The sequence below is a fragment of the Bacillus sp. SD075 genome, from assembly GCF_017355165.1.
Lineage (GTDB): Bacteria > Bacillota > Bacilli > Bacillales > DSM-1321 > Peribacillus.
In genome coordinates this window covers 160,477-187,452 of record NZ_JADILK010000004.1, presented here as the reverse complement: position 1 = coordinate 187,452, position 26,976 = coordinate 160,477, and the positions used below count along the sequence as shown (strand labels likewise).

General features: G+C 40.3%; 20 protein-coding genes and 1 pseudogene. 17 read left to right on the top strand and 4 right to left on the bottom strand.

All coding sequences use genetic code 11. The features are described from left to right. The first annotated feature begins 196 nt into the window (after positions 1-196). From IOC57_RS05395 to IOC57_RS05355, 9 genes are all read left to right on the top strand, one after another. Positions 197-4,072 carry an RNA-directed DNA polymerase gene (locus tag IOC57_RS05395; RefSeq protein WP_207437743.1) on the top strand — a complete coding sequence of 1,292 codons (3,876 nt, stop codon included), beginning with the start codon at positions 197-199 and terminating at the stop codon, positions 4,070-4,072. Between the two features lie 901 nt (positions 4,073-4,973). Beyond that, complete coding sequence (gene truA / locus IOC57_RS05390; RefSeq protein ID WP_207437742.1) at positions 4,974-5,711, top strand: tRNA pseudouridine(38-40) synthase TruA; 738 nt, start codon at positions 4,974-4,976, stop codon at positions 5,709-5,711. Positions 5,712-5,821: 110 nt separating this feature from the next. After that, a complete protein-coding gene (locus IOC57_RS05385) occupies positions 5,822-6,346 on the top strand; it encodes a type 1 glutamine amidotransferase domain-containing protein (protein ID WP_207437741.1) in 525 nt (174 codons plus the stop codon). 846 nt (positions 6,347-7,192) lie between these two features. Beyond that, positions 7,193-8,581 (top strand): D-xylose transporter XylE, encoded by a 1,389-nt coding sequence (gene xylE, locus IOC57_RS05380; RefSeq protein WP_207437740.1) that lies wholly within the window; start codon positions 7,193-7,195, stop codon positions 8,579-8,581. Between the two features lie 86 nt (positions 8,582-8,667). Beyond that, positions 8,668-9,723 (top strand): aldose epimerase family protein, encoded by a 1,056-nt coding sequence (locus IOC57_RS05375; RefSeq protein ID WP_207437739.1) that lies wholly within the window; start codon positions 8,668-8,670, stop codon positions 9,721-9,723. A gap of 135 nt (positions 9,724-9,858) precedes the next feature. After that, positions 9,859-11,955, top strand: a complete 2,097-nt coding sequence (locus tag IOC57_RS05370; RefSeq protein WP_207437738.1) for a YhgE/Pip domain-containing protein — start codon at positions 9,859-9,861, stop codon at positions 11,953-11,955. Between the two features lie 285 nt (positions 11,956-12,240). Next, positions 12,241-13,083: an ABC transporter ATP-binding protein gene (locus IOC57_RS05365; protein WP_063232114.1), complete on the top strand. Its 843-nt coding sequence runs from the start codon at positions 12,241-12,243 to the stop codon at positions 13,081-13,083. Beyond that, positions 13,016-13,774 (top strand): ABC transporter permease, encoded by a 759-nt coding sequence (locus IOC57_RS05360; protein WP_207437737.1) that lies wholly within the window; start codon positions 13,016-13,018, stop codon positions 13,772-13,774. Before IOC57_RS05365 ends, IOC57_RS05360 begins: the two co-directional genes overlap by 68 nt. 35 nt (positions 13,775-13,809) lie before the next feature. Further along, on the top strand, positions 13,810-14,826 hold the full coding sequence (locus tag IOC57_RS05355; protein WP_207437736.1) for an aliphatic sulfonate ABC transporter substrate-binding protein: 1,017 nt from the start codon (positions 13,810-13,812) through the stop codon (positions 14,824-14,826). Between the two features lie 123 nt (positions 14,827-14,949). Here the strand turns inward: IOC57_RS05355 and IOC57_RS05350 are convergent, their stop codons facing one another. After that, positions 14,950-15,888, bottom strand: a complete 939-nt coding sequence (locus tag IOC57_RS05350) for a DHH family phosphoesterase (protein WP_207437735.1) — start codon at positions 15,886-15,888, stop codon at positions 14,950-14,952. 473 nt (positions 15,889-16,361) lie between these two features. Between IOC57_RS05350 and IOC57_RS05345 the strand changes: the two genes are divergently transcribed. From IOC57_RS05345 to IOC57_RS05335, 3 genes are read left to right on the top strand one after another with little or no spacing between them, the layout of a single operon-like run. Next, a complete protein-coding gene (locus tag IOC57_RS05345) occupies positions 16,362-17,549 on the top strand; it encodes a CaiB/BaiF CoA transferase family protein (protein WP_207437734.1) in 1,188 nt (395 codons plus the stop codon). Between the two features lie 14 nt (positions 17,550-17,563). Continuing rightward, complete coding sequence (locus tag IOC57_RS05340; protein ID WP_207437792.1) at positions 17,564-18,769, top strand: acyl-CoA dehydrogenase family protein; 1,206 nt, start codon at positions 17,564-17,566, stop codon at positions 18,767-18,769. A gap of 23 nt (positions 18,770-18,792) precedes the next feature. Then, complete coding sequence (locus IOC57_RS05335) at positions 18,793-19,104, top strand: DUF3870 domain-containing protein (protein WP_207437733.1); 312 nt, start codon at positions 18,793-18,795, stop codon at positions 19,102-19,104. Positions 19,105-19,568: 464 nt separating this feature from the next. Here the strand turns inward: IOC57_RS05335 and IOC57_RS05330 are convergent, their stop codons facing one another. After that, on the bottom strand, positions 19,569-19,841 hold the full coding sequence (locus IOC57_RS05330) for a hypothetical protein (protein ID WP_207437732.1): 273 nt from the start codon (positions 19,839-19,841) through the stop codon (positions 19,569-19,571). 97 nt (positions 19,842-19,938) lie between these two features. Beyond that, a pseudogene (locus IOC57_RS26450) lies at positions 19,939-20,016 on the bottom strand (CotG/ExsB N-terminal domain-containing protein); the annotation flags it as partial. Positions 20,017-20,165: 149 nt separating this feature from the next. On the opposite strand from IOC57_RS26450, the gene IOC57_RS05325 reads away from it, so the two are divergent. Both IOC57_RS05325 and IOC57_RS05320 read left to right on the top strand, forming a co-directional pair. Next, positions 20,166-21,257 carry a CotH kinase family protein gene (locus IOC57_RS05325; protein WP_207437731.1) on the top strand — a complete coding sequence of 364 codons (1,092 nt, stop codon included), beginning with the start codon at positions 20,166-20,168 and terminating at the stop codon, positions 21,255-21,257. 145 nt (positions 21,258-21,402) lie between these two features. Next, a complete protein-coding gene (locus IOC57_RS05320) occupies positions 21,403-22,374 on the top strand; it encodes a TRM11 family SAM-dependent methyltransferase (RefSeq protein WP_207437730.1) in 972 nt (323 codons plus the stop codon). A gap of 384 nt (positions 22,375-22,758) precedes the next feature. On the opposite strand, the gene IOC57_RS05315 is transcribed toward IOC57_RS05320, so the two are convergent. Next, positions 22,759-23,724, bottom strand: coding sequence for an MBL fold metallo-hydrolase (locus IOC57_RS05315; RefSeq protein ID WP_207437729.1), 966 nt, complete (start codon positions 23,722-23,724; stop codon positions 22,759-22,761). Between the two features lie 330 nt (positions 23,725-24,054). Here IOC57_RS05315 and IOC57_RS05310 point away from each other — a divergent pair, with 330 nt between their 5' ends. The 3 genes from IOC57_RS05310 (at position 24,055) to IOC57_RS05305 (ending at position 26,955) form a co-directional block, all read left to right on the top strand. Next, the gene (locus tag IOC57_RS05310) at positions 24,055-25,032 is read left to right on the top strand and encodes a 2-hydroxyacid dehydrogenase (RefSeq protein ID WP_207437728.1); all 978 of its coding nucleotides are present in this window, start codon (positions 24,055-24,057) and stop codon (positions 25,030-25,032) included. Positions 25,033-25,241: 209 nt separating this feature from the next. Next, positions 25,242-25,376, top strand: a complete 135-nt coding sequence (locus IOC57_RS25700; protein ID WP_286184544.1) for a hypothetical protein — start codon at positions 25,242-25,244, stop codon at positions 25,374-25,376. A 346-nt stretch (positions 25,377-25,722) separates the two neighbouring features. Next, positions 25,723-26,955, top strand: coding sequence for a multidrug effflux MFS transporter (locus IOC57_RS05305; protein ID WP_396020768.1), 1,233 nt, complete (start codon positions 25,723-25,725; stop codon positions 26,953-26,955). The last annotated feature ends 21 nt before the right edge of the window (positions 26,956-26,976 follow it).

Here is a 26,976-nt window from a genome sequence, read left to right as displayed (position 1 = left end):
GTGTGTAAATTGGGATAATAGATTATTGTACAAAGTAAAGTAGATTATTCTAATATATGTCAATTATTGTTGATATTTTTAATTTGAAATAGATTTTATAGTGGTTTATCGAATATAATGTTTTTGGAAGATTTATCTATTAGTTAATAATATAAACTTTTTTAAAAGTTTAATAGAAAAACGCAGAGGTGACTACATGTCCATTATTAATGAAAAATATGAAACAATTGCACCAAGACTATCATACCTTAGCGACGAAGTCATTATCGCACAAGCTTGGAAAAAATCACACTCCTACATCCGAACGCATAACTGGTATGCGGATATATTAGAATTAGATTGTTCTACTATTGATTTGGAAAATCGGATTAAGACTTGGGCAAAAAATCTAAAAGAAACACTTTATGAAGTGGATGCCATGCGGTTAGTATTGGCACCTAAAAATAAACAATGGCATTTCTTAGAATCGAAGAGTAATGAACCTTTTGATTCTTGGCGGCCTGAACGGGTTAATGAGGAAGGCGATATTATAGGCCAAAAGTTAAGACCTTTAGCACACCTGTCGATAAAGGATCAGACAATATCAACCGCAGTTATGCTTTGCTTAGCTGATGCAGTTGAGACGATTCAAGGTCCAACCGATGAATCAGATTTTCTTTCCGCCCAACGTCAACAAATTTTCAGCTATGGAAACCGACTTCATTGTGATTGGGAGACAAATCCCCATACAAGGAAACAGGCTCATTTTGGGTGGGGCAATTCCCGATGTTACCGCCAGTATTATGAGGATTATAAAACCTTTTTATTGAGGCCGAAAAGCATTTGTCAGCATTATTCTTCAATTATTGCTCCTAATAAAAATTTGTATGTGGTCTCGCTTGATTTAAAGGAATTTTATGATCATATAGATACAAAAGCTCTTATTCGTGAACTAAAGAGGTTATATCACAGCTATTCTGCGGAATTTAACCTAGGAGAGGAACTAAGCGATGACGAATCAAAGGATGAGAAGGCATTTTGGGAGAAAACAGAGCAAGTGTTTTCATGGCACTGGGCAAATAGTGATTCAGAAAATGCCAATATTATGTCCGTAGAAGAGCTACCCAAGGGTCTTCCGCAAGGTCTTACAGCGAGCGGCTTCTACTCCAATGCTTATCTTATTGGCTTTGATAAAATGGTGGGAGATAGAATTAACAAAAAATATGAGGACAATGCTTTTCTTTTACTCGATTATTGTAGATATGTGGATGATATTCGACTGGTGGTTGAGGTGTCGAATGAAATTGAAGTAGATACCGTGAAAAATTCCGTGGTAGATATGATAAACGATTTAATAAAGCAATACCAAAAAAAAATTGGAGCAAAGTTACCTTTGGAGTTAAATAGTGATAAAACTAAAGTAATTTCCCACAGACAGTTATCGAATCAGAACAGTGTGTCATCGCTTATGAATATGTTTCAGAGTGTATTAAGTGGGACTCCCGATGTAGAGTCATTACGGCAGGCTGCGGGAGGCCTTGATGGTTTACTAAGAATGTCAGACCAACTGGTGAGTGATGAACCAGTGACATCCAGCCCACTGGTTTTATCCAAAATTTCAACACCTGATATTGACGTTCGCGACGATACCTTGAAGCGATTCGTCGCAACACGAATGGTTAAGTCACTTAGACTTAGAAGAAGTATGACAGATTTAACCGAGAAGTTGGGGAATATTGATTCCGAGTCTGATAATATGACAGCTGGTCAAATGTTGGACCACGAATTCGAAACGGCAGCGCGTAAGTTAATTGCTTGCTGGGCAGGAAATCCATCATTATCATTACTCTTACGCTGTGCCCTAGATTTATACCCTGATTCCTTGTTGCTTACTCCTGTGATTGATGCATTGAAATCTAAGTTGCATTCTCCATCCCAGGAAAATACATATGTAAGTGAAATGAAAGTGGCTGAATATGTGTCCGCCGACTTACTAAGAGCAGCTACTACAGATATAGGATACCGTGTCGCAGCCATCTATCCTGATTCCGCAGATCTTCCAGAGTTTAGAGAAGAAATCGCCAGTTTTGCTAGAGAACTTCTTGAACATCACTCTAATTCTCCTTGGTATATTAAGCAACAAGCAATATTATTCTTAATATCCATCGGAGATTACGGCTTTATTATTGATTCGAATATCCCGGAGCTAACACAATATGCAATGTTACAAGACGCTGCTCTTTATCGTACTAATAAGGCATGGGAATTGCAAAAATATGTGTCAATCGCGTTAGTTAATCAGCAAATCAATCCGAATCCTAAAAGATATGCATCTTGGTTTATTGAAATGCTGAATAGAGAGGATGAATCAGAAAACCGAAAGAGTGCCATCAATATCGTATTTATGAACCGTCCGGATTTAATGACTGAGATCCTTAAGTCCAAACGGCTGATGACGTCTCAATGGAAAGAAGAAATTCCTGCTGACATTAGAAACGCAATAAAACCTTACGGAATGAAGGAAATTAATTTAAAATCAAATCATAAACTTTCTTTATTGAGAATAATACAAACTGAATCTAATCCTTTTAAGCAAGAAAATGCATTATTGCTGCTTACTCAGTCCATTTTGAGACAGCCGGACGCAGTAGAAAAACTGAAAAAAGGCGCTACGGTTAGCGATATTATGGTTAAATGCCAGGATTGGGACGAGATTCAGAATCCTAAACAAAACGATGATTTTCTAAAGGTATCTTTTGGAAATATACCTAATTCTGCTTTAAATCAAATTCCATCCTGGGTTAAAAAAAAATATTCATGGATATATGTACTAGGAAGTATTTTGCGCTCGAGTATCATAGGTAATTATGATTATACCTCAAACACTTATCTTCTGAAACAAGATTCAAGTTCATATAAAGGCGTTAAATCCACGTGGTTTACCCGTAGGTTTGGTTTAAGCACACAACAAAGAGGACTTCTTAGCGAACCAAGCCCAATTTCTCCGTGGCTAAGTGAATTGTTGATTAGATTGCTTCAATGGCCCGGTATTCGTCAATGGGGAGAATTGATTGATGAGTTTGAAGAAGTACGAAATTCTGGAGATCTTTTAAGTATTATACAAAACAGACTTACCTATCAAAGCAAAATCTTTGGTCGTCTATCCAACACGCCTTTTTACACACTTCCCATCCAAACTGGCACACTAGGCAAGGGTGGGAAAATCCAGGTAGCAGTTGTACAACCACTTCTTCCAAAAATGTCTGATTTTAATATGAAAGATCCTGTTCATTGGACACCATCTTTTCGTGCACTACATCGGAATCATATTGCTTCTATTTGTAATTTAGTAAATAGCCATCTTAAAGCAACACGGGCCGCACAGCAAACTACAGATTTAAGCCCAAGGGGGGATAAGGATATTGATTTAATTGTTTTTCCTGAATTGACGGTTCATCCGGATGATATCGATTTGTTGAGGGGGTTATCAGATGCAACCAAGGCAAATATCTTTGCTGGGCTTACATTTATTCAACCGAATGTTGCAAAGCCTCCGATTAACCAGGCATTGTGGCTCCTTCGATCTGAACGTCCTATGGGTCGAGAATTTACTTATGTTTACCAAGGGAAAAGGCATATGACTAAATCAGAGAAAAAAATGGGCATTGACAGTTATAGACCGTATCAGGTTTTAATTGAATTCAACAATGGTGGACTAAGTAAGACTCGAGTAACAGGTGCAATTTGCTATGATGCGACGGACTTATCTTTAGTCGCAGATTTAAGGGAAGTTTCAGACCTGTTTGTTATAGCTGCTATGAATCAGGATGTTCAAACATTTGACAATATGGTTACTGCGCTCCATTATCATATGTATCAGCCAGTAATACTTGCAAATACTGGCGAGTTTGGAGGGTCAACTGCACAAGCTCCTTTTAATAAATATGCACGGCAAATTGCTCATATACATGGGAATCATCAAGTTGGGGTAAGTGTATTTGAAGTAGATCCAACCGTATTCAAAGGCAAGCCAATTCTTTCAGCGCCACAAGATATAAAGACGCCACCGGCAGGATACAAGGGGCGCGACTGATAGATATTTAATGTTTAAAACAATACCCGCCCTCGGCATTTAGTATAAAAAGATGCTATATAGAAAAACACGACTAATCTCTATGTATTTAAATATACTACAGTCGTGTGGAAGACAGTAATATATGAGTAATCCAAATACATACTGTCATAACGTCAGCCACGCCTTTTCCGGTGGGTGGAGATGCAAAAGAGTATCTGTGGCAACCAATTGGCAACAAACTGAAGATAACTATCGAAAACTAGAGAATAATTTCTTTTGAAAAATGTCCACAAATCCTTTATATATAAGGATTTATGGACACTATCGGTAACAAGAGGCAACAGTAAATAATTTATTAGTAGACCTTGACAGGGAAGGGGTCGTGGGTTCGAATCCCTCACAGGTCATCAACTAACAAAGGCTCAAATCCTTGATATCACAAGGATTTGGGTCTTTTTTTGTTTTCTCTTCCATTTATTTTTTCATGTGTTGTGTATGCATCGCACAAAGTTGCACAGAAACTGCATGTGACGGTGAATCGTTCGTTGCATGACGTTAGCCGCTTTGGTAGACTATGCAGAAGTGCATTTCACTTTGATAGTTAGGATTTTCTATCGAATGGCATAGATAAGAAGTATGATCTTTACATAAATCATGGTCCTTGTAAGTGTTGGGGTGATCCAAACGTAACTTGAAAATGGGACTCCTTTTGCTGCATTCCTGTAGACTTGTGGAAGTAAGGGAGTAAAGGGGGAAAACTCATTACATTTATGCTGCAAACCCATTAACAACTTAACATTTCACATGCGTTTCTAAGGAAAGGCCATCTGTTCCCTCACACAGCAGGAGTTGTATGGGGGCTTGTATTTTATCAAGAACCTGTTTAGATGACTATAAGTAATAAAATAAGGAGGAAGCAATGAACAATTATAAATTGACCATTCAATATGATGGCGGGCGCTATAAGGGCTGGCAGCGACTAGGTAATAGTGACGATACGATTCAAGGGAAAATAGAAAATGTATTAACGGAAATGGCAGGGGAGAAAATTGAAATCATCGGTTGCAGCAGAACGGATGCCGGTGTACATGCCCTTGCACAAATCGCCAATTTTAAGATTGGTGAAAATCTGACGGAAGCTGAAATCATGAATTATTTGAATAGATATTTACCAAGAGATATAAGCATTGTCGATGTTAGGCTAGTTCCTGAACGTTTTCATGCCCGTTATAATGCCAAGGATAAGACCTATTTGTATAAGATCTGGAACGAGCCTTATACAAATCCTTTCATGCGAAAGTACAGTATGCATGTAGAGAAAAAGCTGGATATCACAAAAATGAAAAAAGCATGTCAACATTTTATTGGTGAACATGATTTCACTGCTTTTTCAAATGCAAAATCTAAAAAAAAATCCATGGTGCGTGAAATATATTCCATTGATATAGAAGAAAATGCCGGCTTCATCCAAATTACGGTGCAAGGCGATGGCTTTCTTTATAATATGGTTAGAAAGATTGTCGGAACGTTGATAGAAGTTGGGTTGAATGAAATAGATGCTGAAAATATACCAAGTATTTTAGAGTCAAAAGAAAGAATCCAAACGGGCCGCATGGCGGAGGCAGCTGGATTGTACTTGGTAAAGGTTGATTTTTGACCGAATATTGATGCATCGGTTAATGCATGTGAAGTGTATAGGCAGTAGAAAAAGGGAAGTAGTAGGGAAGAATGGTAAAGGGCAATAGAACGAAAGAAGGAGAGGTTTTCATGAGATTAGCAGGAAAGAAAATAATCAGTCTTGTGCACCATGATTTTGAAGATTTAGAGCTCTGGTATCCGATTTTGCGATTAAAAGAAGAAGGGGCGATTGTTCACCTCGCTGGAGAAAGCGCGAATGAAACATACATTGGAAAATATGGTGTACCAGCTATATCTGATTATGAGTATGGCAGTATTAACGCTGAAGAATATGATGCCATTCTTGTACCGGGCGGATGGGCACCTGACAAAATTCGCCGGTTTCCCGAAGTGATATCACTTATCCAAAGCATGGAAGAAAATAAAAAAACCATCGGGCAAATTTGTCACGCTGGTTGGGTGTTGATCTCCGCTAAAATTTTACAAGGGAAGAATGTAACGAGTACACCGGGCATTAAAGATGATATGGAAAATGCAGGAGCAACTTGGATAGATAAGCCAGTCGTAGTAGATGGAAACCTTGTATCAAGCAGACGCCCGCCTGATCTACCGGATTATTTAAGGGAATTGATAACCGTGATTGAAAAACGCTAATACATTAAAAAGTGGTTTTTCCTTCTGGAAAAACCCCTTTTTAATTATTCCTACTATCCAATTAGCCGAAGGGGAAATATTAAAAGAAAAAAGGAGTATTTTTAAATAGGGTTTCCCTATGGAATGTGTCGAAAAAAATATGATCATCCTTAAATCCGGTTTTTCCAGTAGTAAGTTCTAATTAAAATTGATAAAAGAGTGTTCTGTATGCATCTGCTTTATTCCCGAAGGAAATAATTCTCTCTTTTACAGGTGGGTAAAAGTTTTGGTGTCGTGGTTCGAATCCCACACAGGTCATCCAAACGGCGAAGCATGGATAAGCAATGTTTTCTTGCCGTTTTAAGATACCAACGGATTTCATTCCCTAGAATGATTGGTTCATTTTTAAAAAATGAATGGATCAAGTGTGTAAATAAAACGAAAACTTAGTATATTCATTAGACAAACTAAGTTTATCCTGTTAAAATTATCATGAATTAATTTGTAAGCGATTCCAATAATGTGGGAGGAAATGATAATGAGCCATTTTCAACTGTAATCACATGTGAAATAGGCGGTACGCTCTTGAATATGGTCAAAAAAGGGTACGGTGGTTGGGCATATAAAGGTTTGATAAACGAAGATGTTCTCGACGCTGTTTTTAGATCCGAACAGTATTACTTTTCTTTATTCACATTCAAAATGGAGGGGGGAATAGTGAAGCATTATAAATTATTTAAAAGACCTGATCAGGGTTCCTATAGGGATGATCATTTTTGTTAAAGGTTACGGCATGGATAGGTCGATTTGTTCCCTCATTTAGGTAACCGCTTTCTTTTATTTAATGAAATGCTGATCTAATAAATTATGAATAAAAATCGGAACTCACTTTATATTTTTTCACTTACATTGGTAGCTGCTCTGGGAGGACTACTCTTTGGTTATGATACCGCTGTCATTTCAGGGGCGGAAAAAGCTTTGGAAGTATACTTTATCGATAGTTTGAATTTAAGCCCCCTAGCACATGGAGCCACGACTTCCAGTGCATTAATCGGATGTATAGCCGGTGGCTTGCTGTCAGGTTTTTTCGCAAGTAAATTCGGACGGAAAAATTCATTGATTGTGGCTGCAATCCTTTTTTTATTGTCGGCTCTTGGTTCGGCATATCCCGAGGTGTTTTTTTTTACAAAAGGAGAACCGACCATAGCTCTATTGCTTACATTCAATCTCTATCGAATAATCGGAGGAATCGGTGTAGGGCTGGCTTCAGCGATCGTTCCTATATACATTGGGGAGATAGCGCCGGCTGATATTCGCGGAAAATTGGTGTCTTTCAATCAATTTGCCATTATTCTGGGGATGTTGGTTGTATACTTTGTAAACTGGGCAATCGCGAATGGGCAGCCCATAGAATGGATCAATGACTTGGGGTGGAGATATATGTTTGCCTCAGAGGCAATCCCTGCGTTATTGTTTGCCCTTTTTTTACTATTCGTACCGGAAACACCGCGTTATTTAGCATTGAAGAATCAAGATGCCAAAGCACTGTCCATATTGACCAAAATTAATGGATCGGCGGACGCGAACTCCATCTTCCGTGAAATTAAAAAAACGATGAATGTTTCCTCGGGAAAACTATTATCATACGGGAAATTAGTGATCGTCATTGGGATCATGCTTTCCGTATTCCAGCAGTTCGTGGGTATCAACGTCGCTTTATATTATGCGCCACGGATATTTGAAAGCATGGGAGCGGGGAAGGATGCTTCCATGATGCAAACGATCATCATGGGGATGGTCAACGTGATCTTCACTATCATTGCGATCATGACGGTTGACAGATGGGGACGTAAGCCATTACTGATAGTGGGCTCCATTGGAATGGCCATTGGTATGTTTGGTGTAGCTGGCATGGCATATGCCAATATAATCGGCATAAGCACTTTGTTATTTATCATTGTTTATACGGCATCATTCATGATGTCGTGGGGTCCAATTTGTTGGGTGTTGATTTCCGAAATCTTCCCTAATAAAATCCGTGGACAGGCAGTTGCCATTGCAGTAGCTGCTCAATGGATTGCCAATTACCTGATTTCCGCCACCTATCCAATGATGATGGAATACAGTGGCGCGATGACTTACGGGTTCTATGGGTTAATGAGCGTTCTTTCAGCTTTCTTTGTCTGGAAGTTCATACCTGAAACAAAAGGGAAAAAGCTTGAAGATATGGATAACATGTGGAATGAAACAGCTTGATATGCAGAAGACTCTTTTAAGTAGGGGTTCTGAATGATGTCAAAAAAGGCTAAAGAGCATGATTGTGCAGGATTGGGGGAGATGAAATGGAGGTTTCCGAAAGTGTCTTTGGTGAACTGGATGGAATGGTGATTAAGTCTTATGCTGTGAAAACCAAGAGCGGGATGGAGTTCACTTGTATTGACTATGGATGCATCATTACGAATATATTGATGCCCGATAAAACCGGTATAAAAGAGAGTGTCGTGTTGGGTTTTGATACCCTAGAAGAATATGAAAGGAACTCGCATTATTTTGGGTCAATCATTGGCCGAGTAAGCGGCAGAATTGAAAAGGCTGAATTCACTTTGGATGGGAATACATATAAACTGGCCAAAAATGAAAACGGTAACCACCTCCATGGCGGTCCCAATGGCTTTCACCGAGCAGTATGGGATTCATCATTGGAAAATTCATTGGATGAGGCGCACATTACCTTCACTTATACGAGTCCTGATGGTGAAGAAGGTTTTCCGGGTGAACTCAAAATCGAAGTGACCTATACGGTAAATGAATCAAATGAACTGATCATATCTTACCGAGGCGTATCAAATAAAACAACATTGGTGAATTTAACCAATCATTCATATTTTAATTTAAGCGGGAATCTTAAAAGGGATATTTTATCGCATGAATTAATATTGAAGAGTGATAGATTCCTGGTACTTGACTCTTCTTTCATCCCGACAGGCAGAGTTGAATTTGTGGAAAATACGGCCTTTGATTTTAGGGAAAGCAAGAAGCTAGGTATGGGTATTGACAGCAGTGAACAGCAAATTGAATTGGTCGGTGGCGGCTATGATCATCCATTTCTTTTAAACATCAACAATCAGGAAGAAATATGTTTGTTCGACCGAGAAAGCGGCAGGAAACTTGAAATGGAAACGGACCAACCTTGTGTAGTGATCTATTCAGGAAACTCGTTGCAAGGTGATATCGATATACGTGGGAAAAAAGCACAAAAACATTTAGGGGTTTGTTTGGAAACACAAATCCCCCCGAATATGATAAGCAATCCTTCATTTGCTACTGCCAAGTTGGCAGCAAATGAAATATATGAATCCCGGACGAAATATGCATTCAAGGTTATGCAAGATAAGTGATATTTAGAAGCAAGTAGCATCCCCTTACTTGCTTCTTTTTATTTGGTTTGATTAATCCTTGGATATGTTTACTTAGTATCGATTAAGAAATTTCTTCGAATAATAGTATCAAAATACTTTGCACGGGGGTATGTTTTGAGAAATATTCAGGAAATTTTCATTGACGATTTAAAAAGCATTTATAAAAATTTCTTTGTTTGTATTGTAGTTGTTTTTCTCATGTTCATCCCTTCCATTTATGCGTGGTTTAATATTGTCGCATCTTGGGACCCATATGCAAATACGGAGGGAATTCTTGTCGGTGTTTCCAATAATGATGAAGGTGCGGAGTTAAATGGCGAAGCTGTGAACATAGGTAAGGAAGTCATTGAGGGCTTGAAGGAGAATAAGGATTTAGGCTGGAGATTCACATCGGAAAAAGAGGCGGTAGCAAAGGTGGAAAAGGGAGATTTTTATGCATCCATCATCATTCCGGAGAATTTTTCAGAACATATTGCGACGATCATGACCGATGACCCTAAGAAGGCGGAGATTGATTACTATGTAAATGAAAAAATCAACTCCATTGCTCCTAAAATTACAGCAGCGGGTGCCAACAGCATTGTGGACAATGTGAGCAAAACCTTTATCAAATCAGCCAGTGGGAGTATCCTTGCAATCTTTAATGAACTGGGGATCACCTTGCAAAACGAGTTGCCGACGATTCAAAAAATGAAGAATATGGTGTATTTATTAGAGGGTGAACTCCCTGAGCTTGAACAAACTATCAAAACCGTTCAAACTCATGTTAAAAAGGCTGAAGATATCATTAAGAGAGTTAATGATGGCCTGGATTCAATAGAAGGAATAACGTCGCAGAAGGACAAATTGGTATCGGACGTCTCTAGTTATGTAGATTCAACAAGGCAGGCATTCGAAGGAATCAATCCCCTTTTGAGAAATGATATTGCGAACATCAGGAGCGATAATGAATCCATTCTAGTGCTGGCGAACCGGTTAACGGGGCAGGAGTTGCCTGAAAACGAGTCGGATCAGCTAGTTGAACAAGGGGTAATGAGGATAAATAAAGAGTTATACCTTTTGGACAGTATGTATAATTTATTGATGAGAGTCAATCAATTTAATGAGAAAAACTTGTTTCAGGGAGAAATACAGCTAGTTGATGAACTTAGGGATAATACTTCGAACCAACTCCAAGCGCTGAATAACCGGGCCTTCGGCAATCTTATCGAACTTGGCGGGGATAATGATCAAGTCTTGGCAAGATTCCAGGAGAGTTATTCAAAGGAAACAGGGCCAAAATTCAATGAAATCTGGAATGAAACGGAAACAAGATTGAATAATGTCCAGCTTACGATGGAGGAGGGCAGCAAGGCTCTACCAGAGGTGGCGTTGAATGAGACCAATCGAACATTGGAAACACGTACAGGGGACATTGATAAGTTACAGAATAAGTTTCCGGAAATCGAAACGAAAATAAAGGCTCTAGCTAATAAAATGAGGGAAATCGATAAAGCTTATAATATGGAAGAAGTGATCGATTTCCTAAAGAATGATATCGAACAAGAAAGCGAATTTTTTTCAGAACCAGTACTGCTCAATAAACACAGTCTTTTTCCGATTCCGAACTATGGGTCCGCCATGTCTCCTTTCTTTACGGCACTTTCCCTTTGGGTAGGCGGTACAATATTGATTTCCATGCTTAGTGTGGGAGTTTCTCAAAAAGTCTACAGCCCGTATCAAATTTATATCGGGCGGTATCTTATATTTTTCATCATTGGGGTAATGCAGGCTCTTATTGTTTCCATTGGGAATATCATCCTTATTGGTGTTTATGTAGCGGATAAATTTGAGTACGTCCTGTTTTCCGTTCTGATAAGTACAGTATTTACACTCATTGTCTACACCTTGGTTTCCGTTCTTGGAAATGTTGGAAAAGGAATAAGCGTCGTCTTAATGGTCCTTCAAATATCAAGTTCAGGCGGCACCTTCCCGATTCAAGTCACACCGCCCTTTTTTCAACATATTAACCCTTTCTTGCCATTCACCTATGCAGTGGGTTTACTTCGTGAATCCGTTGGGGGAATAACTTGGAGCGTAGCTGGAAAGGACATTTTTATCTTGATTCTCTTTTTAATAATCACGCTCATCTTAGGTATCATTTTGAAAAAGCCTCTGCATGCAAGGACACAAAAGATGAAGGATAAATTGTATGGAAGCAGGATTTTTTAATGTCAACGACAGAGTGCGGATAACCTGGATAACTTAATTAAAAAAAGATATTCAAAATTAACCTGAGCCTTGGAATGGGCTTAGGTTTTTTATTTGTTGAATGGAATTTGTCCATATGTCTCTTTATGTAAAATTGGAATATTTATCGATGCGTTGATAGTTGGATGGAAAGATACCGATAAATTAGAATTTTTGCATTTTTATAGTTGACAAAAACCATTGGATTAATCATTATTAAGAAATAATGTTTAGTAAATCGATGCGATATAAAAGCGGGGTGACTTTATGTATTTAACTATAGATGGCATTGAAAAAAGTTTTAAGAATGAAAAGAAAGAAAGCATAAAGGTGCTCGATAAGATAAACATAGAGGTCGAGAAAGGAAGCTTCGTTTCGATCGTTGGTCCTTCTGGATGTGGTAAATCCACACTCCTTTATCTAATTGCCGGCCTTGATAAGGCAGATGTTGGTGAAATACGTGTAGCTGGGAAAAAAGTGATGAAACCAGGACCGGAACGGGTCGTAGTGTTTCAAGAGGCGGGGTTATTTCCTTGGTTGACGGTACTTGAAAATGTTACATACGGACTGAAGTTAAAGAAAATTCCCAATGAAGAGGCTAAAGCCAAGGCATTGGACATATTAAAGATGGTTCACCTCAGCCGATATGTTGACTCCTATCCGCATCAACTCTCAGGGGGCATGAAACAGAGGGTGGCTATCGCAAGAGCGTTGGTGATGGAACCGGATATCCTGCTGATGGATGAGCCATTCTCTGCACTTGATGAGCAAACGAGGATGGTCTTGCATAAAGAGTTGCTCGAAATCTGGAGAAAAACTAAAGTGACAATCTTTTTCGTTACCCATAATATTCGTGAGGCTGTTCAGCTTTCCGAAAAAATCATCGTCTTTGCAACCCGTCCCGGGAAAATTAAAGAGACGATTTCCGTCCCTTCCATGAAAGATGGAGTTATGCCGGATAGTGTAACTTTGCATACAGAACAAAGGGTTCTATCGATTTTACAGGAGGAAATTGAAAAAGTGCTGAAGGAGGAAATGGGGAATGATTACAGCTTTAAGACGAATCATATTCATCGCGATGATAGCGGGGATATGGGAAGTCACATCTAGACTTTCCAGTCTTCCGGATTTCATGTTCCCGAGCCTGACTCAGGTTTTGGAAACACTTTTTAATGGACTGATGAGCGGACAAATAACCGAAGCGATCGGAAAAAGCCTTGGTCGTATCCTGATTGGCTTTACGATTGCCATTATAGTAGGGCTAATATTAGGATATTTCATTTGGCGCTTTAAATTGGTTGAAGACACGTTAGGATTCGTCGTGACTGCATTACAGTCCATCCCGAGTATCGTCTGGTTCCCTTTAGCGATCATTTGGTTTGGTTTGAATGATTTTTCGATTCTCTTTATCGTCACCATCGGCGCAACTTGGACGATGACGGTTAATGCAACCAGTGGATTCCGGAATGTACCCCAGCTGTATCAGCGGGTTGCGAAAACATATGGATCGACCGGATTTCATTTTCTTCGCACCGTGATTTTACCAGCATCCGTCCCGCAAATAATATCCGGTCTGCGGATTGCATGGGCCTTTTCCTGGCGTGCATTGATGGCCGGTGAATTACTTGGCGGGGGAGGCGGTCTTGGACAATTGCTGGAAATGGGCAGATCACTGGGACAAATGGATTTGGTCATCTCCGTGATGATCATCATCGCAATCATCGGAACAATTGTGGATAATGTTGTCTTCTCCCGCCTTGAACGTAATGTTCAACTGAAATGGGGAGTGAATCAACGCTAGTTTAATAAAATAATAGTTCAAAAGGAGAGAAAAATATGCTGAAAAAATCATTTTTTGCCCTTATTCTGTCTGTATTGCTAATTGGAATAGTAAGCGGATGCACTCAAACCAGCAGTAATGATGAAGATGGAGAAGCTTCGGGGAAAAAATCCGTGAAAATCGGATATTTTCCTAACTTAACTCACAGTGCAACAATCATTGCACTTGAAAAAGGGTTTTTCGAAGAAGAGTTCGGTAAAGATGTTAAGATTGAAACCAAAACAGTGGCCAATGGCGGATTATTCATGGAAGCAATGGCCACAAACGCTATTGATGTAGGAACGGTCGGACCTGGTCCATTGCTAAACTTTTACGTAAAAAACCCTGAATACCACCTGATCTCCGGGGCTGTTAATGGAGGCGCCGTATTAGTGGCGAGCGAGGGCAGCAAGGTTAAGGATTTAAAAGATTTGGATGGTAAAAAGGTAGCGATTCCCGTGATTGGGAGCACACAGGATGTCATGCTTAGGAAGGCACTTCAAGATGTTGACTTAAAACCAACTACAAATGGGGGGACAGTTGAGCTTTATGCGGCAGCACCTGCTGACACAACCGCCCTTTTTGTCCAAAAATCCGTCGATGCAGCAGCTACCCAGGAACCATGGGGTTATGTATTGGAAAATCAGGCAAAAGGAACGTTAGTGCTTAACTGGGATCAATTTGCATGGGGAAAAGATTCACCTAACACGGTAGTGGCTGCAAGCCAGAAGTTCTTGGATAAAAAGGGGCTCGCTGCTTCCTATTTGAAAGCGCATGAAAAAGCGGTGAAATTTATTCAAGACAATCCTGAAGAAAGCCAAGAACTGGTTATTAAGCATTTAAAGGAACTGACTGGTAAAGAATTAAGTAAAGAAGAAGTGGCTTCAGCATTTTCACGCCTTGAAGTGACAACGGAAGTTAATGAGCAAGTCATACAAGAAATGGCAGACATTAGCAAAGAAGCTGGTTATATCCCAAGCAGTGATATAAAAGGCTTGATCGATTTATCAATTCTTGAAGAAGTGTCCAAATAAATTGAAATAAAGCGCCACAGCCATCCTGGCTTGGGCGCTTTTTTTTGTAATCAGGTAAAGCCCTACATATAAACCCGGCATGGAATGGATTGCTGTCATGGTAAAGAGATCATGTACATCCTGTTATGGACAGACTTGATCCAGTGCTTGGATAACTTGATCAACCTCTTCCCAGGAATGGATGGCTGCGCCTGAAGCCAGTGGATGTCCTCCTCCATTGAATTGACGTGCGATTGAAGCGATGGGAATATTCCGTGAACGTATCCTGACACGGATTTCAGAAGGATATTCGATGAAGAAAGCCCAGATTTTATTGCTCCTTACACTTGATAGCGTATTGACTAAATTCGAAGCTTCTAGTCGATCCACACCATACATTTTTAAAATATCCTCCGTAATAATGAAGTAAGCCACCCCTTTATCGGTTACCTTGAAGCTCATGAGAATGTCTTTTTGAAGTCGGGAAGCGTTTTTCGCCTTTACATTAAGGCTGTTGTGGATTCTTTCTGGCTGAATATTATAAGTTCTTAAGTGCGAAACCATTTTTAAAGTTCTGGGAGTGGCATTCCCATTCATGAAGTTTCCTGTATCACTAATTATCCCTGCGTAAAAGGATATAGCCGCTTCTTTATTCATGATAAAGCCTTCTGGAAATTCCAAGAATAAATCAACAAGCATTTCACTTGCAGAGCTATAAGAAGGGTCAACCCAAGAAAGATCACCAAATTGTTCATATTCGGGATGGTGGTCAATTTTGATAAGCATGTCCCCATGATCATAGCGGGAATCACTGATCCGTGAAATGTTGGCAGTATCACAAACAATCACTAAGGCACCATCGTATTTTTTATCGGAAATGACATCCATTTCACCAATGAATAGAAGCTTATCGATTTCCTCGCCTACCGCAAAGACTTCTTTAGAAGGGAAGGAGTGCTTCAATAGCTTCTTTAATCCGAGTTGTGATCCCAATGCATCCGGGTCTGGATTAACATGGCGATGAATGATGATTTTTTGGAATTTCTTAATTGCTTCGATTATTTCGTTTTTTTTATTGTCCATATCGCCATCTCCCTTTTAATCTCTCCTTGTTTTTCGACCGATGATTGAAAGTATGATAAATTCATTTTAATAGTGTCAGCTATGCATATTCAATCATCACATGCCAAAAGAATAAAGGCAATTCCGATTACTATGGATTGAGGGAGTCCTGGATGTATTTTTTCGAAATGGTTATGAAACGGGAATATGCCAAAGTATATTTGAAAGGAAGTAATAAAAACATCCAAAAAAAATATTGCAAAATTCAAACAATAGTACTATACTTAATTTACCAAACCGATGACAGCAAGTTACCTTGTTGCATGGCCGGCTTGTCATAAAACTGGAATCCATAAAAATTGACTTGGTTCACTTGATCTTCCTTTGCAGGAAGACAGTTCGTGGATAAGGGTCAGTGAAACATTCAATGTAATGACATTGTTGGTTTTACTGGCTCTTTTTGTGTATCCCGACAGTTTGAAAGGGGTGATGATATGAATGGAGCTTTGGAAGGTGTCAGGATTATCGATGTATCCCGTGTTTTGGCAGGGCCCTTTTGTTCAATGATCCTCGGTGATTTGGGTGCCGATGTAATTAAAATCGAGCATCATGAGTCAGGGGATGAAACGAGAGGATGGGGTCCGCCATTCGCCCAAGGAGAAAGCGCTTACTATCTATGTGCCAATCGAAATAAGCAAAGCATGACCTTAAATTTAAAGTCGGATCAAGGGAAAGAGATTTTCCGGAAGTTAGTGGCTTCAGGGGATATAGTGATTCAAAATTTCAAGACGGGTACATTGGAAAAAATGGGGTTAGGTTATGAAAATTTAAAGGAATGCAACCCTAAACTGATCATGGCCTCGATTACGGGATTTGGTTTAACCGGTCCTTATAAAGATTTACCGGGCTATGATTATATCATTCAAGCGATGAGTGGTTTGATGAGCGTCACAGGAGAAAAAGATGGGGGACCGGTGAAAGTCGGGGTGGCCATAGCTGACATATTGACTGGCTTGTATACGTGCATTGGCATTTTATCCGCTTTACATCATAGGGATAAAGCGGGGGATGGACAGGAAATTGATATTTCTTTAATGGATTGTCAGGTTTCTTCATTGGTGAATGTCGCCAGTAACTTTTTATTCAGTGGCTTGACCCCTGAACGGATGGGAAACCAACATCCCAATATCGTTCCATACCAGACGTTTCGGACAAGCGATGGAGAGCTTGTTGTGGCAGTAGGAAATGATGAGCAGTTCAGGAGATTTTCAGCCGTTATAGGCCGACCTGATTTAGCTGAGCTGGAACAGTTTAAGCATAATGAAAAACGTTTGCTCAACAAGGAAGAATTAATACCGATAATAGAGGATTCATTGAGCGGAAAGACAAAGAAACAATGGAAAAGGCTGTTTGATGATGCAGGGATACCCAATGGTCCGATTAATGATATCGCAGAGATGTTCGAGGATCCACAAATTATCGCAAGAGGCATGTTGGTGAACATGGAACATCCCACAATCGAAGATCTTAGAGTGACGGGATCGCCCCTGAACCTTTCGAAAACGCCAGTTACGATGAGAAAGCATCCGCCGCTGTATGGTGAGCATACCGACTTTATTTTAGCGGAAATTGGATATAGCCCGGACCAAATAAGCAAATTCAAGGAAAATAAAATTATTTAGGAGGAATTTTAATGATGAATTTCGAATTAACAGAAGAGCAGCAAAGTGTGAAGAAAGTGGTAAGAAAATTTGTGGATAAGGAAATTATCCCATATATTCAAGAGTGGGATAGGCAAGGTCAATTCCAGCCACATATTTTAAAAAGGTTAGCGGAATTGCAGTTGATGGGCGTTTGTATACCGGAAGAGTATGGCGGGGTCGGAATGGATTATAATACCCTGGCCATCGTCTGTGAAGAGCTGGAGCGAGGCGATACGGCTTACCGAACTGCTGTTTCTGTACATACAGGATTGAATAGCATGACCTTGCTGCAATGGGGGACGGAGAAACAAAAACAGAAATATTTAGTTCCGCAGGCTAAAGGGACCAAAATCGGGGCTTTTGGACTGACTGAACCGAATGCAGGATCTGACGTTGCGGCAATGAAATCAACGGCAAAACGTGTTGGGGACCATTATATCCTGAACGGATCTAAAACATGGATTTCCCTCTGTGATTATGCCGATCACTTCCTCATTTTCGCCAAGACTGATCATGATGCCGGTTCAAGGGGAATCACTGCCTTTATTGTGGAACGGACTTTTGAGGGAGTGGAGTCGAAAGCCATTAAAGGGAAATTAGGTATTCGCGCCGGGAATACCGGTGAAATCTTTTTAACGGATGTAAAAGTTCCTGTGGAGAATAGGCTAGGCGAAGAGGGTGAAGGCTTTAAAATTTCCATGTCGGCATTGGACAGCGGCCGGTTTACAGTGGCCGCAGGCGCTGTAGGGTTAATAGAAGCAAGTCTGGAAGCAAGCTTGAAGTATTGCCATGAACGAAGTACCTTCGGAAAAGAGATTGGCAGGCATCAGCTCGTTCAACAGATGATTGCCAAGATGACAGCAAATTTAGAGATTTCAAGATTGCTGGTCTTTAAAGCGGGTACCTTAAAAAATCAAGGAAAAAGGAATACGAAGGAAACATCACTTGCCAAGTGGATATCATGTAATGCTGCTAACGAAGCGGCCAATGATGCCGTTCAAATTCATGGCGCCTATGGCTACTCGGATGAATATCCAGTCGAACGTTTTCTGCGGAATTCAAAGGCACCGGTCATTTACGAAGGAACCCGTGAGATTCATACTGTAATGCAGGGTGAATACGCACTTGGCTACAGACAAGATAAAGAGCTTCGTAAGCAATTGCCTGCATGGCCCTTCGAGCAAGTTTCCGTACATTAACTATAGATAGAGGAGATCAGATGATGAACACATACTTTATTGCAGGGCATGCAAAGCTTCCACAAGGGATGGCGGCGAGAAATATATATGATTCCATCACGATCACGGTAGAGCTTGACTTTAAATATGGAGTAATAGTCGAGGCTTCCTGTACACTTGCTACAGATCATGGCAGGGAATTCATTCGTCAACTGCTGCGCGGTTATTGCGTGAAAGATGGTATCGAAGAATTGATTGATCGTGTGCAAATGTATTATCGTGGGAAGGCTGGTCAAGCCATTCAAGCAGGGCTGAAGGATGTGTATGCACAGTTCGAATTGGTCTCCGTGAAATAAGCGAAACTGGAAGGATCCTACCTTATGTATGAGGGGAAGGTCCTTTTTTATAGAATCGGGTACATGGCATATAAATGATGGAACTGCGGATTTAGTGAAAGTATTAGTGGAACTGATTTTAACCTGCAGCTGGCTTGGTTCAACAGGATTATACTACAGTTGGTCTAACAGTAGTAGGTAAGTTTGATATATTCGACCAATTGGCTAGTATTTCTCAATCGTTAGCAAATTTAATTGAACAGTAAATCATCTAGGTAATAATGTTTCCGATACTAAATTGTCCACTCTCATTATAAATGGCAATGTTTTTTATGGTTTAAGAAAGGGACATTTGGATGGATATGACCAATCGTGATAATTATAAAAACACAAAACTCGCCATCATACGGCGAGTTTTTGTGTTTTTATATAGACGTTGGACTTTAAAGCAATGCTTAATAACCAGTAAAAATATGAATTGTACATTAAAACGGATCCATGTAGCTAGAAGCACCATTTCCGTTTATTGCGAAAGTTATTGCAGCAGAGCCACCTGCAGTTGTTGGAGGAGCACCGGTTTCTGCTGGTGCGCCTTTGTCTGCTGCATGTGGATCTCCGTTTCCAGCAAGAGCCTCTTTGAATGCCGGAAGTGGATCGTTTCCAGCAAGAACCCCTATGAGTGCCGCAAGCGGACCGATTCCTGCTGGTGCGCCTTTGCGTACTGCAAGTGGACCTACTCGTGCGCCTATGAGTACCACGAGTGGACCGATTCCTGCCCATGCAACGTTTTGTGCTGGAAGTAGAGCGCTTTTTTTTGTTGCTTGAACGTGAAGATCGACCTTTTGAATGTGGGTCCTTAAACATGAAATCGCTTAATCCCATGGAATTGGCTCTATCCACTGCATTTTGTATGTCACGAATGATGTCTGACATATATAATCCCCCTTTCTATACATTAAACTATGTTGCTTGTACGTGATGTGCTAAAGATAATTCCTAATCTTTCTAAAAAAAGTGTTTTTTTGGTGACATCCTTCGCTTTTTTTCCATAATTTAATAGGAAAGTGAAAGGGAAGGATTATATGAATTCTGACAAGAAGCTACCTGTGTACCAGCTTTTTATTCCACCAGTTAATTTAATGGAACTTCGCAGGGATATATGGTGCAATGATCCTTTGCCGGCAAAGTTAACGCTTAACAGAAAAAAACTTGATATTGATATTGTTTACCGTGGCTCACATATCCGCGGTTTTCGCAAAAAATCCTATAATGTAGTCTTTTATAAACCTAATACATTTAAGAATGCCAAGGAAGTTCATTTAAATGCCGAATATAAAGATAAATCCTTGCTAAGAAATAAATTATCTTTAGACTTTTTTGCGGATATAGGCATCTTATCACCAACCTCCCAGTTCGTTTTCCTGAATCTGAATGGAAAGGACGAAGGGATATACCTGGAATTGGAATCGGTTGATGAATATTATTTGAAGAAAAGGGGGTTGCCCAAAGGGTCCATTTTCTATGCTGTAGATGGTGATGCCAATTTCTCATTGATGAGCGATCTGGATAAAGGAATCAAAAAATCATTGGAGAAGGGCTATCAAAAAAAATGCGGGGCAGCAAAGGATGAATTATATTTACAAGAGTTAATCATTCAAATCAATACTATTTCAAGGGTGGATTTTGAAAAGGAAATCGTAAAATATGTCGATGTGGAAAAGTATCTCCGCTGGCTGGCAGGTGTCATATTCACGCAAAACTACGATGGGTTCGTTCATAACTATGCCTTGTATCGAAATGGAGATACTGGACTCTTTGAAATGATTCCATGGGATTATGATGCGACATGGGGCAGGGATGTTAACGGGAAAGTGATGGAAGAGGATTATGTGGGAATCGAGGGGTTTAATACGTTGACTGCTAGAATCCTTGATGTAAGGGGATTTCGTGTTAGATACCAAGAACTTCTTAAGGAGATTTTGAACAATCATTTTAACGTTGGCTATATGAAACCTATCATTCAGGATATGCATGATCAAATAAGGCCTTATGTTTCAAAAGATCCATATATCAAGGGAAACAAGGCGGAATTTGATAATGAGCCCGAATTCATCCTGAAATTCATTGAGGCCCGTGCAGAGTATATAAATAGCCGGCTGCATAAATTGGATTGATAGTTCCCTTCGAATAGTGATGGAACATTGAAAAAATAACAGCAGGAGTGTTGAAAGAAAAGCATTCCTGGTTTTTTCTGCACGATTCCATTTGCTTTTCTATACTATTACAGCTATGTTTGATAGAAAGATATAATCTAAAGTAATGAAGGATGGGAATGGATTGACTAATCATAGCCGCATACCGGCATATATATATACGTTTACATGCAGCCCTGACGAACGCTCATTATCTAAAATGGAGATGCGCTCGTTCTTCGGCTTTGAAACTTCAGGAAATATTTTGAAAAGTGATATAGCTATTGAACCGAGCAGGAGCCCTTTTATAAAAGGACGGGTCGACGTCATGTTTGAAGGGGAAAGCGTATCCGAAATCGTTGAGCAAGTGAAGGGAATTCATTTGCCTGATTCGACATTCAAAGTATTATTCGTGAAAATTAATGATCTGAATAAAGACGCAAAAATAGATTATGATGGACAGCGTGAAATTGAACGGGAGATTGGCTGGCACATTCAGGGGAATGCTGATGTCCGTAATCCTGATCAGGTCTTTGGAATCGTGACCCTGGGCGGACGTTGGTATTTTGGGAAGTATATCAAACCTGAAGCGGTTTGGTTAAAACATATGAAGAAACCCCGTGAATATTCAACAGCGCTTAGCACAAGAGTGGCGAGGGCTATTGCCAACATAGCCGTTCCACATCCGGATGGAGTGAAGGCAATTGACCCATGTTGCGGAATTGGAACGGTATTGGTAGAAGCCCTGTCGATGGGGATCAATATTGTTGGCCGGGATATCAACCCGCTTGTTACGGACGGTTCTAGGGAGAACATTGCCTATTTCGGACTCGAAGGTGATGTAACTACAGGTCCCATTTCGGAGGTCACCAGTAAATATGATGTAGCGATTATCGATATGCCTTACAATTTATATACACATGCGACGCCGGAAGATCAGCTATCGATCCTTAAACATGCCAGGAGCTTTGCTGACAAGGTCGTCGTCGTAACGATCGACACGATGGATCATATGATTAAAGAAGCAGGATTTGAAATTGCTGATCGCTGTGTGGCCAGGAAAGGCATTTTTTCCCGAGAGGTTGTAGTATGTGTGTGAGTTAATCAGCAAGAAAAGAGGCTGGGACATAAGTATTTTAGTCAACGATAAACCCGAACGATAAGCGGAATTTCCGGCTAATAGATCGGGTCTTTCTTTGTTCTTTTCCATAGATTTTGTTGCTTTTAGCATCCTATTTTTAAAAATCTAGTGTAATGGGGCGGAAGACAATCGACTACTAAGGGAAATAGAGGAAAGACTGAGACCCCGCAGGCTTGCCGAGGAGGCTCCGCTTCCTCCCTGCAGAAAGCGAGTGTCTGTAGCGCAATGGAATGAACTTGTCCTTACAGCTTGAATGGATGAATAAAAACAATATATACGAAAATAGCATTATATTAAATAGAATGATTCGTCTTTGGGGATGTCCCAATCTCTTTTTTGATGTCATTTAGCTTGATAATGAACAACATTTTCAACGAGCTGTTTCTTGACCTTCCCCTGATATTCTAAATAATCCAAATGGCCGATGATTTCTGACATGACGAGCGGGAATTCTGCTATATACTTTTGTTTGTAAAATTCCTTTGCCAGTTCATTTCCTGTAGAAATTCCGGATCCTATCAAGGTCAGGATTTTTTGTGATTTTCTCTCTATGCTGTTGAGTCTTTTTTCAATCAGATGAAAAGGTTGTTCTATGATGTTCCCATGACCAGGGAAGAGGAGATCCACCTGTAATGCTAAACATCGTTTTAATGAATCGATATGATCTACAAGAGTCAGCATTCTATTACCGTTTTCATCTGGTTCGATCAAGGCATTGCTTGATATATGTTCAATCAATAAATCACCGGCAAGAAGCCGTTTCCCTTCTTGGTCAAGGAAAGCAATTTGATCCGGGGCATGCCCGGGAAATTCGATCACCTCAAAATTCAGCCATTGTTTTTCCGTGATCGGGATGATGTCACCATTCAATTTTTGATCTTTATTATTATCGACCGCGTTGAATAGGTAAGCCACTTGTTTATCACCAAGTTCACCACAGCCCATCTCAAGGTAAAGCTGCTTATAAAATTCAATTCTCATACTTAGGAAGCCAGGGTCCCTTTTTAAACGGGGAATGGATTTAGAATGGGCATAAACGGGAATCGGATGGAGTTCGGTAATCCGGTTGACCAAACCAACATGGTCCCCATGGTGATGGGTTAACAAAATTCCCGTGATATCTCCAACCGTAAATCCATTTTCCTTTAATGTTTGCTGCAGTGCATTCCAGCAGACGTCATCATTCATACCTGCATCGACTAATGTTAATGATCCATCCTGTTTAACTAAATAAAAGTTTATACTTTTTAAAGATAGAGCGCTTGGAGCTATAATTGGATAAATTTTAAATGTTGTATTCGTTTTCATGAACGTCCCATATCCTCCTAAATCGAGATAAACTTCATCTGCAAAATTGCGATATTACTAATGACCGAATAGAATTTAAAGGGTTATTATTCTATGATTAGGTGAATGAACTGAAACTGTCAAGCGGAAGCTTCCAACCAATCGAGAAATTTAATGGTAAGATTGAATGGAAATGGATGGTCTATTTATCTAGTTTATTTTAAAATTGAATAAAAAAGCCAGTAATTTAGCCAATATTCTTAATAATTAATTAGTATGTAATGAAATCTGAAGGCCACGAATGGTGCAAGAATGCGTTCCATGGAACGAAACGGTATAGGAGGTTATGGTTTGAAGCCGAAAATTTATATTACAAGGAAATTGCCAGAACAAATCATCGAAGGTCTTAGCCGGAAATATGATGTCAGGATGTGGGGTCAAGAGGATATACCGGTCCCTAGAGTAGTCCTTGAAGAAGAAATGAAAGAAGTCGAGGGGCTGCTTTGCTTATTGACGGAACAAATCGATGAGTCACTAATAGAACAGGCACCTAATCTGAAAATCATCGCGAATATGGCAGTGGGCCATAATAATATTGATGTTCAAAGTGCAACAAAAAGAGGCATCTTGGTAACGAACACACCAGGGGTTTTAACGGAAACGACAGCTGATTTAACCTTCGGCTTACTGCTTGCAACGGCAAGAAGGATGATGGAGGCAGAAGATTATTTAAGGAGTGGAAGGTGGGAAACATGGTCGCCGATGCAGCTGACCGGACAAGATGTACACGGTGCAACGCTGGGTATCATTGGATTAGGCCGGATTGGGGAGGCCCTTGCAAAAAGAGCTAAGGGATTTGATATGAACTTGATTTATTTTAATCGAAGCCGTAAATATGAACAGGAAAAAGAATTAGGAATCGAATATCAGCCCCTTGAAAAATTGCTCCAAATCTCGGATTTCGTTTGTGTCATGCTGCCGCTGACACCGGAAACCGCTTATATGATTGGCAAGGAGCAGCTGGAATTAATGAAGGGGACGGCTGTGCTGATAAATACCGCAAGAGGCGGGATTATCGATGAAAAGGCGTTGTACAAAGCGCTGGAAAATCGAGAGATATGGGCGGCTGGATTAGATGTATTCGAAGAAGAGCCCGTCCCTGTGGACCACCCGCTGCTAACATTGCCCAATGTGGTTACATTACCGCATATCGGAAGTGCTAGTATTGCCACAAGATTGAAAATGGCAACTCTTGCCGTACAAAACTTGATGGAGGGATTATCTGGTGACACTCCCCGTAATTTAGTATTGTTGAATAAATCAAAATGACCCTATAAGGAGGTTCGGAATGGAAAACAACTGAAACGCTTTTTTGAGGGTCTGTAAAATTTGAATGTTGCCTCCAGGCACTCACTTTTCGCGGGCGGTAGCCCCGGCGCTCTTTGCACCTGTGGGGTCCCCTACGAACATCGACTCCAATCAACTTGGTTTAGAAATTTAGATAGAAAACCCGCATTTGACAAAAGGATAATCTATTCTTGTTTTTTACTATAATCATTATTGGATTGAAGAAATTTGCGACACCCCTGCCGAATAACAGGCTAGCCGGGACCCCACAGGCGCTTGCTTTGATGAGGCTTGGCACAGTTGGCGGAAAGGGAGGGGAGTTCTAATGCAACTGGAACGTTCTTTAAAAATAAAGAAATGTAGGCAATTGGCTTTCTTCGAATTTGTCTACAGTCTGAAATGACTCCAAAATGGGGTCATTTTTTATGGGGAATTGTTCATACCTTTAAGAGTTTTTCTGTGGTTCGAAGTATCCTCAAGTATATTTCCTGTACTATGCTTTGTCCTTTATAGAAGATTTCTGAGTTTTGAAGCATTACTTACTTGCGTGCTGGAGGGAAGAATCCAATTCAAGGAAGCATACTTATCGTAAATTGTTCGGATCTTTTGTAAAATGAAGAAAGTCGAGTTTTATTTAGGAAAAACAATTAGTTGAAAGGGATCGGGATAATAATGATAGAAATGAAGGAAACGATAGCATCAGGCAACGAAATGACTAAATCCAAAAGACTGTTGATGGCTCTTATGCTGGGATCTTTTGCAGCGATTGGACCACTGTCACTTGATATGTATTTACCGGGTCTCCCTACACTGGCCGAGGATCTGAAAAGCAGTACGTCTTTAGCGCAGCTGAGCTTGACTGCCTGCTTGCTGGGATTGGCTTTAGGCCAAATTTATTTAGGGCCGCTAAGTGATGCAAAAGGAAGGCGGACGCCGTTAATCATATCTTTATCCATTTATTGCCTTTCATCTCTATTATGCGCTTTTGCTCCAACCATTGAATTGCTTTTATTATTACGTTTTATCCAAGGTATTGCGGGAGCTGGAGGCATTGTCATTTCAAGGGCGATAGTTCGTGACCTTTTTTCAGGAACGGATTTGACCAAGTTTTTCTCCATGTTAATGCTGGTGAACGGGGCGGCCCCGATATTGGCTCCGGTTTTTGGTGGTCAACTTTTGCAGTTCACTTCTTGGCGGGGAGTTTTCATCGTTATTTCAGTATTAAGTATCATTATGGTTGCAGCTGCATTTTTTGGGATAAAGGAAACGTTACCTTCTAATCTAAGGAGTGCCGGTGGGGTAAATGACACTATCAGGACATTTGGAAACTTATTGAAGGATCGTGTGTTTATGGGCTATGCTTTTTCACAAGGATTCATAAGTGCCGCTATGTTCGCTTATATTTCCGGGTCGCCTTTTGTCCTTCAGAACATTTATGGGGTTTCCCCACAGGCCTTCAGCCTGATTTTTGCAATCAATGGAATTGGGATCATCATCGCTTCACAAGTTGCCGGGAAACTGGCAGGGAAGGTTAAAGAAGAAAAATTGCTTCAAATGGGATTACTTCTAGCTTTGTTTGGGGGAATATTACTTCTTACCTCAGTCCTTCTCGAAATTGGGTTGGCAGGAATCTTGTTCGCTTTATTCCTCTCCGTCTCAAGCGTCGGTATCGTCGGTACAACGAGTTTTTCTTTAGCGATGCAAAACCAGAAAAAAACTGCAGGCAGTGCTTCGGCATTAATTGGCCTGCTTCCCTTCATATTGGGATCATTAATGGCTCCCCTGGTGGGATTAGGTTCAGGTGAGTCACCCATGCCGATGGGTATTGTGATGGTAAGTTGTCACGTCATTGCCATGTTCGCTTATTTACTCCTTGCCCGTCGTGGGTTAAGTCAAGTTGCTTAATAAGGAAAAGCTGAAATCCTG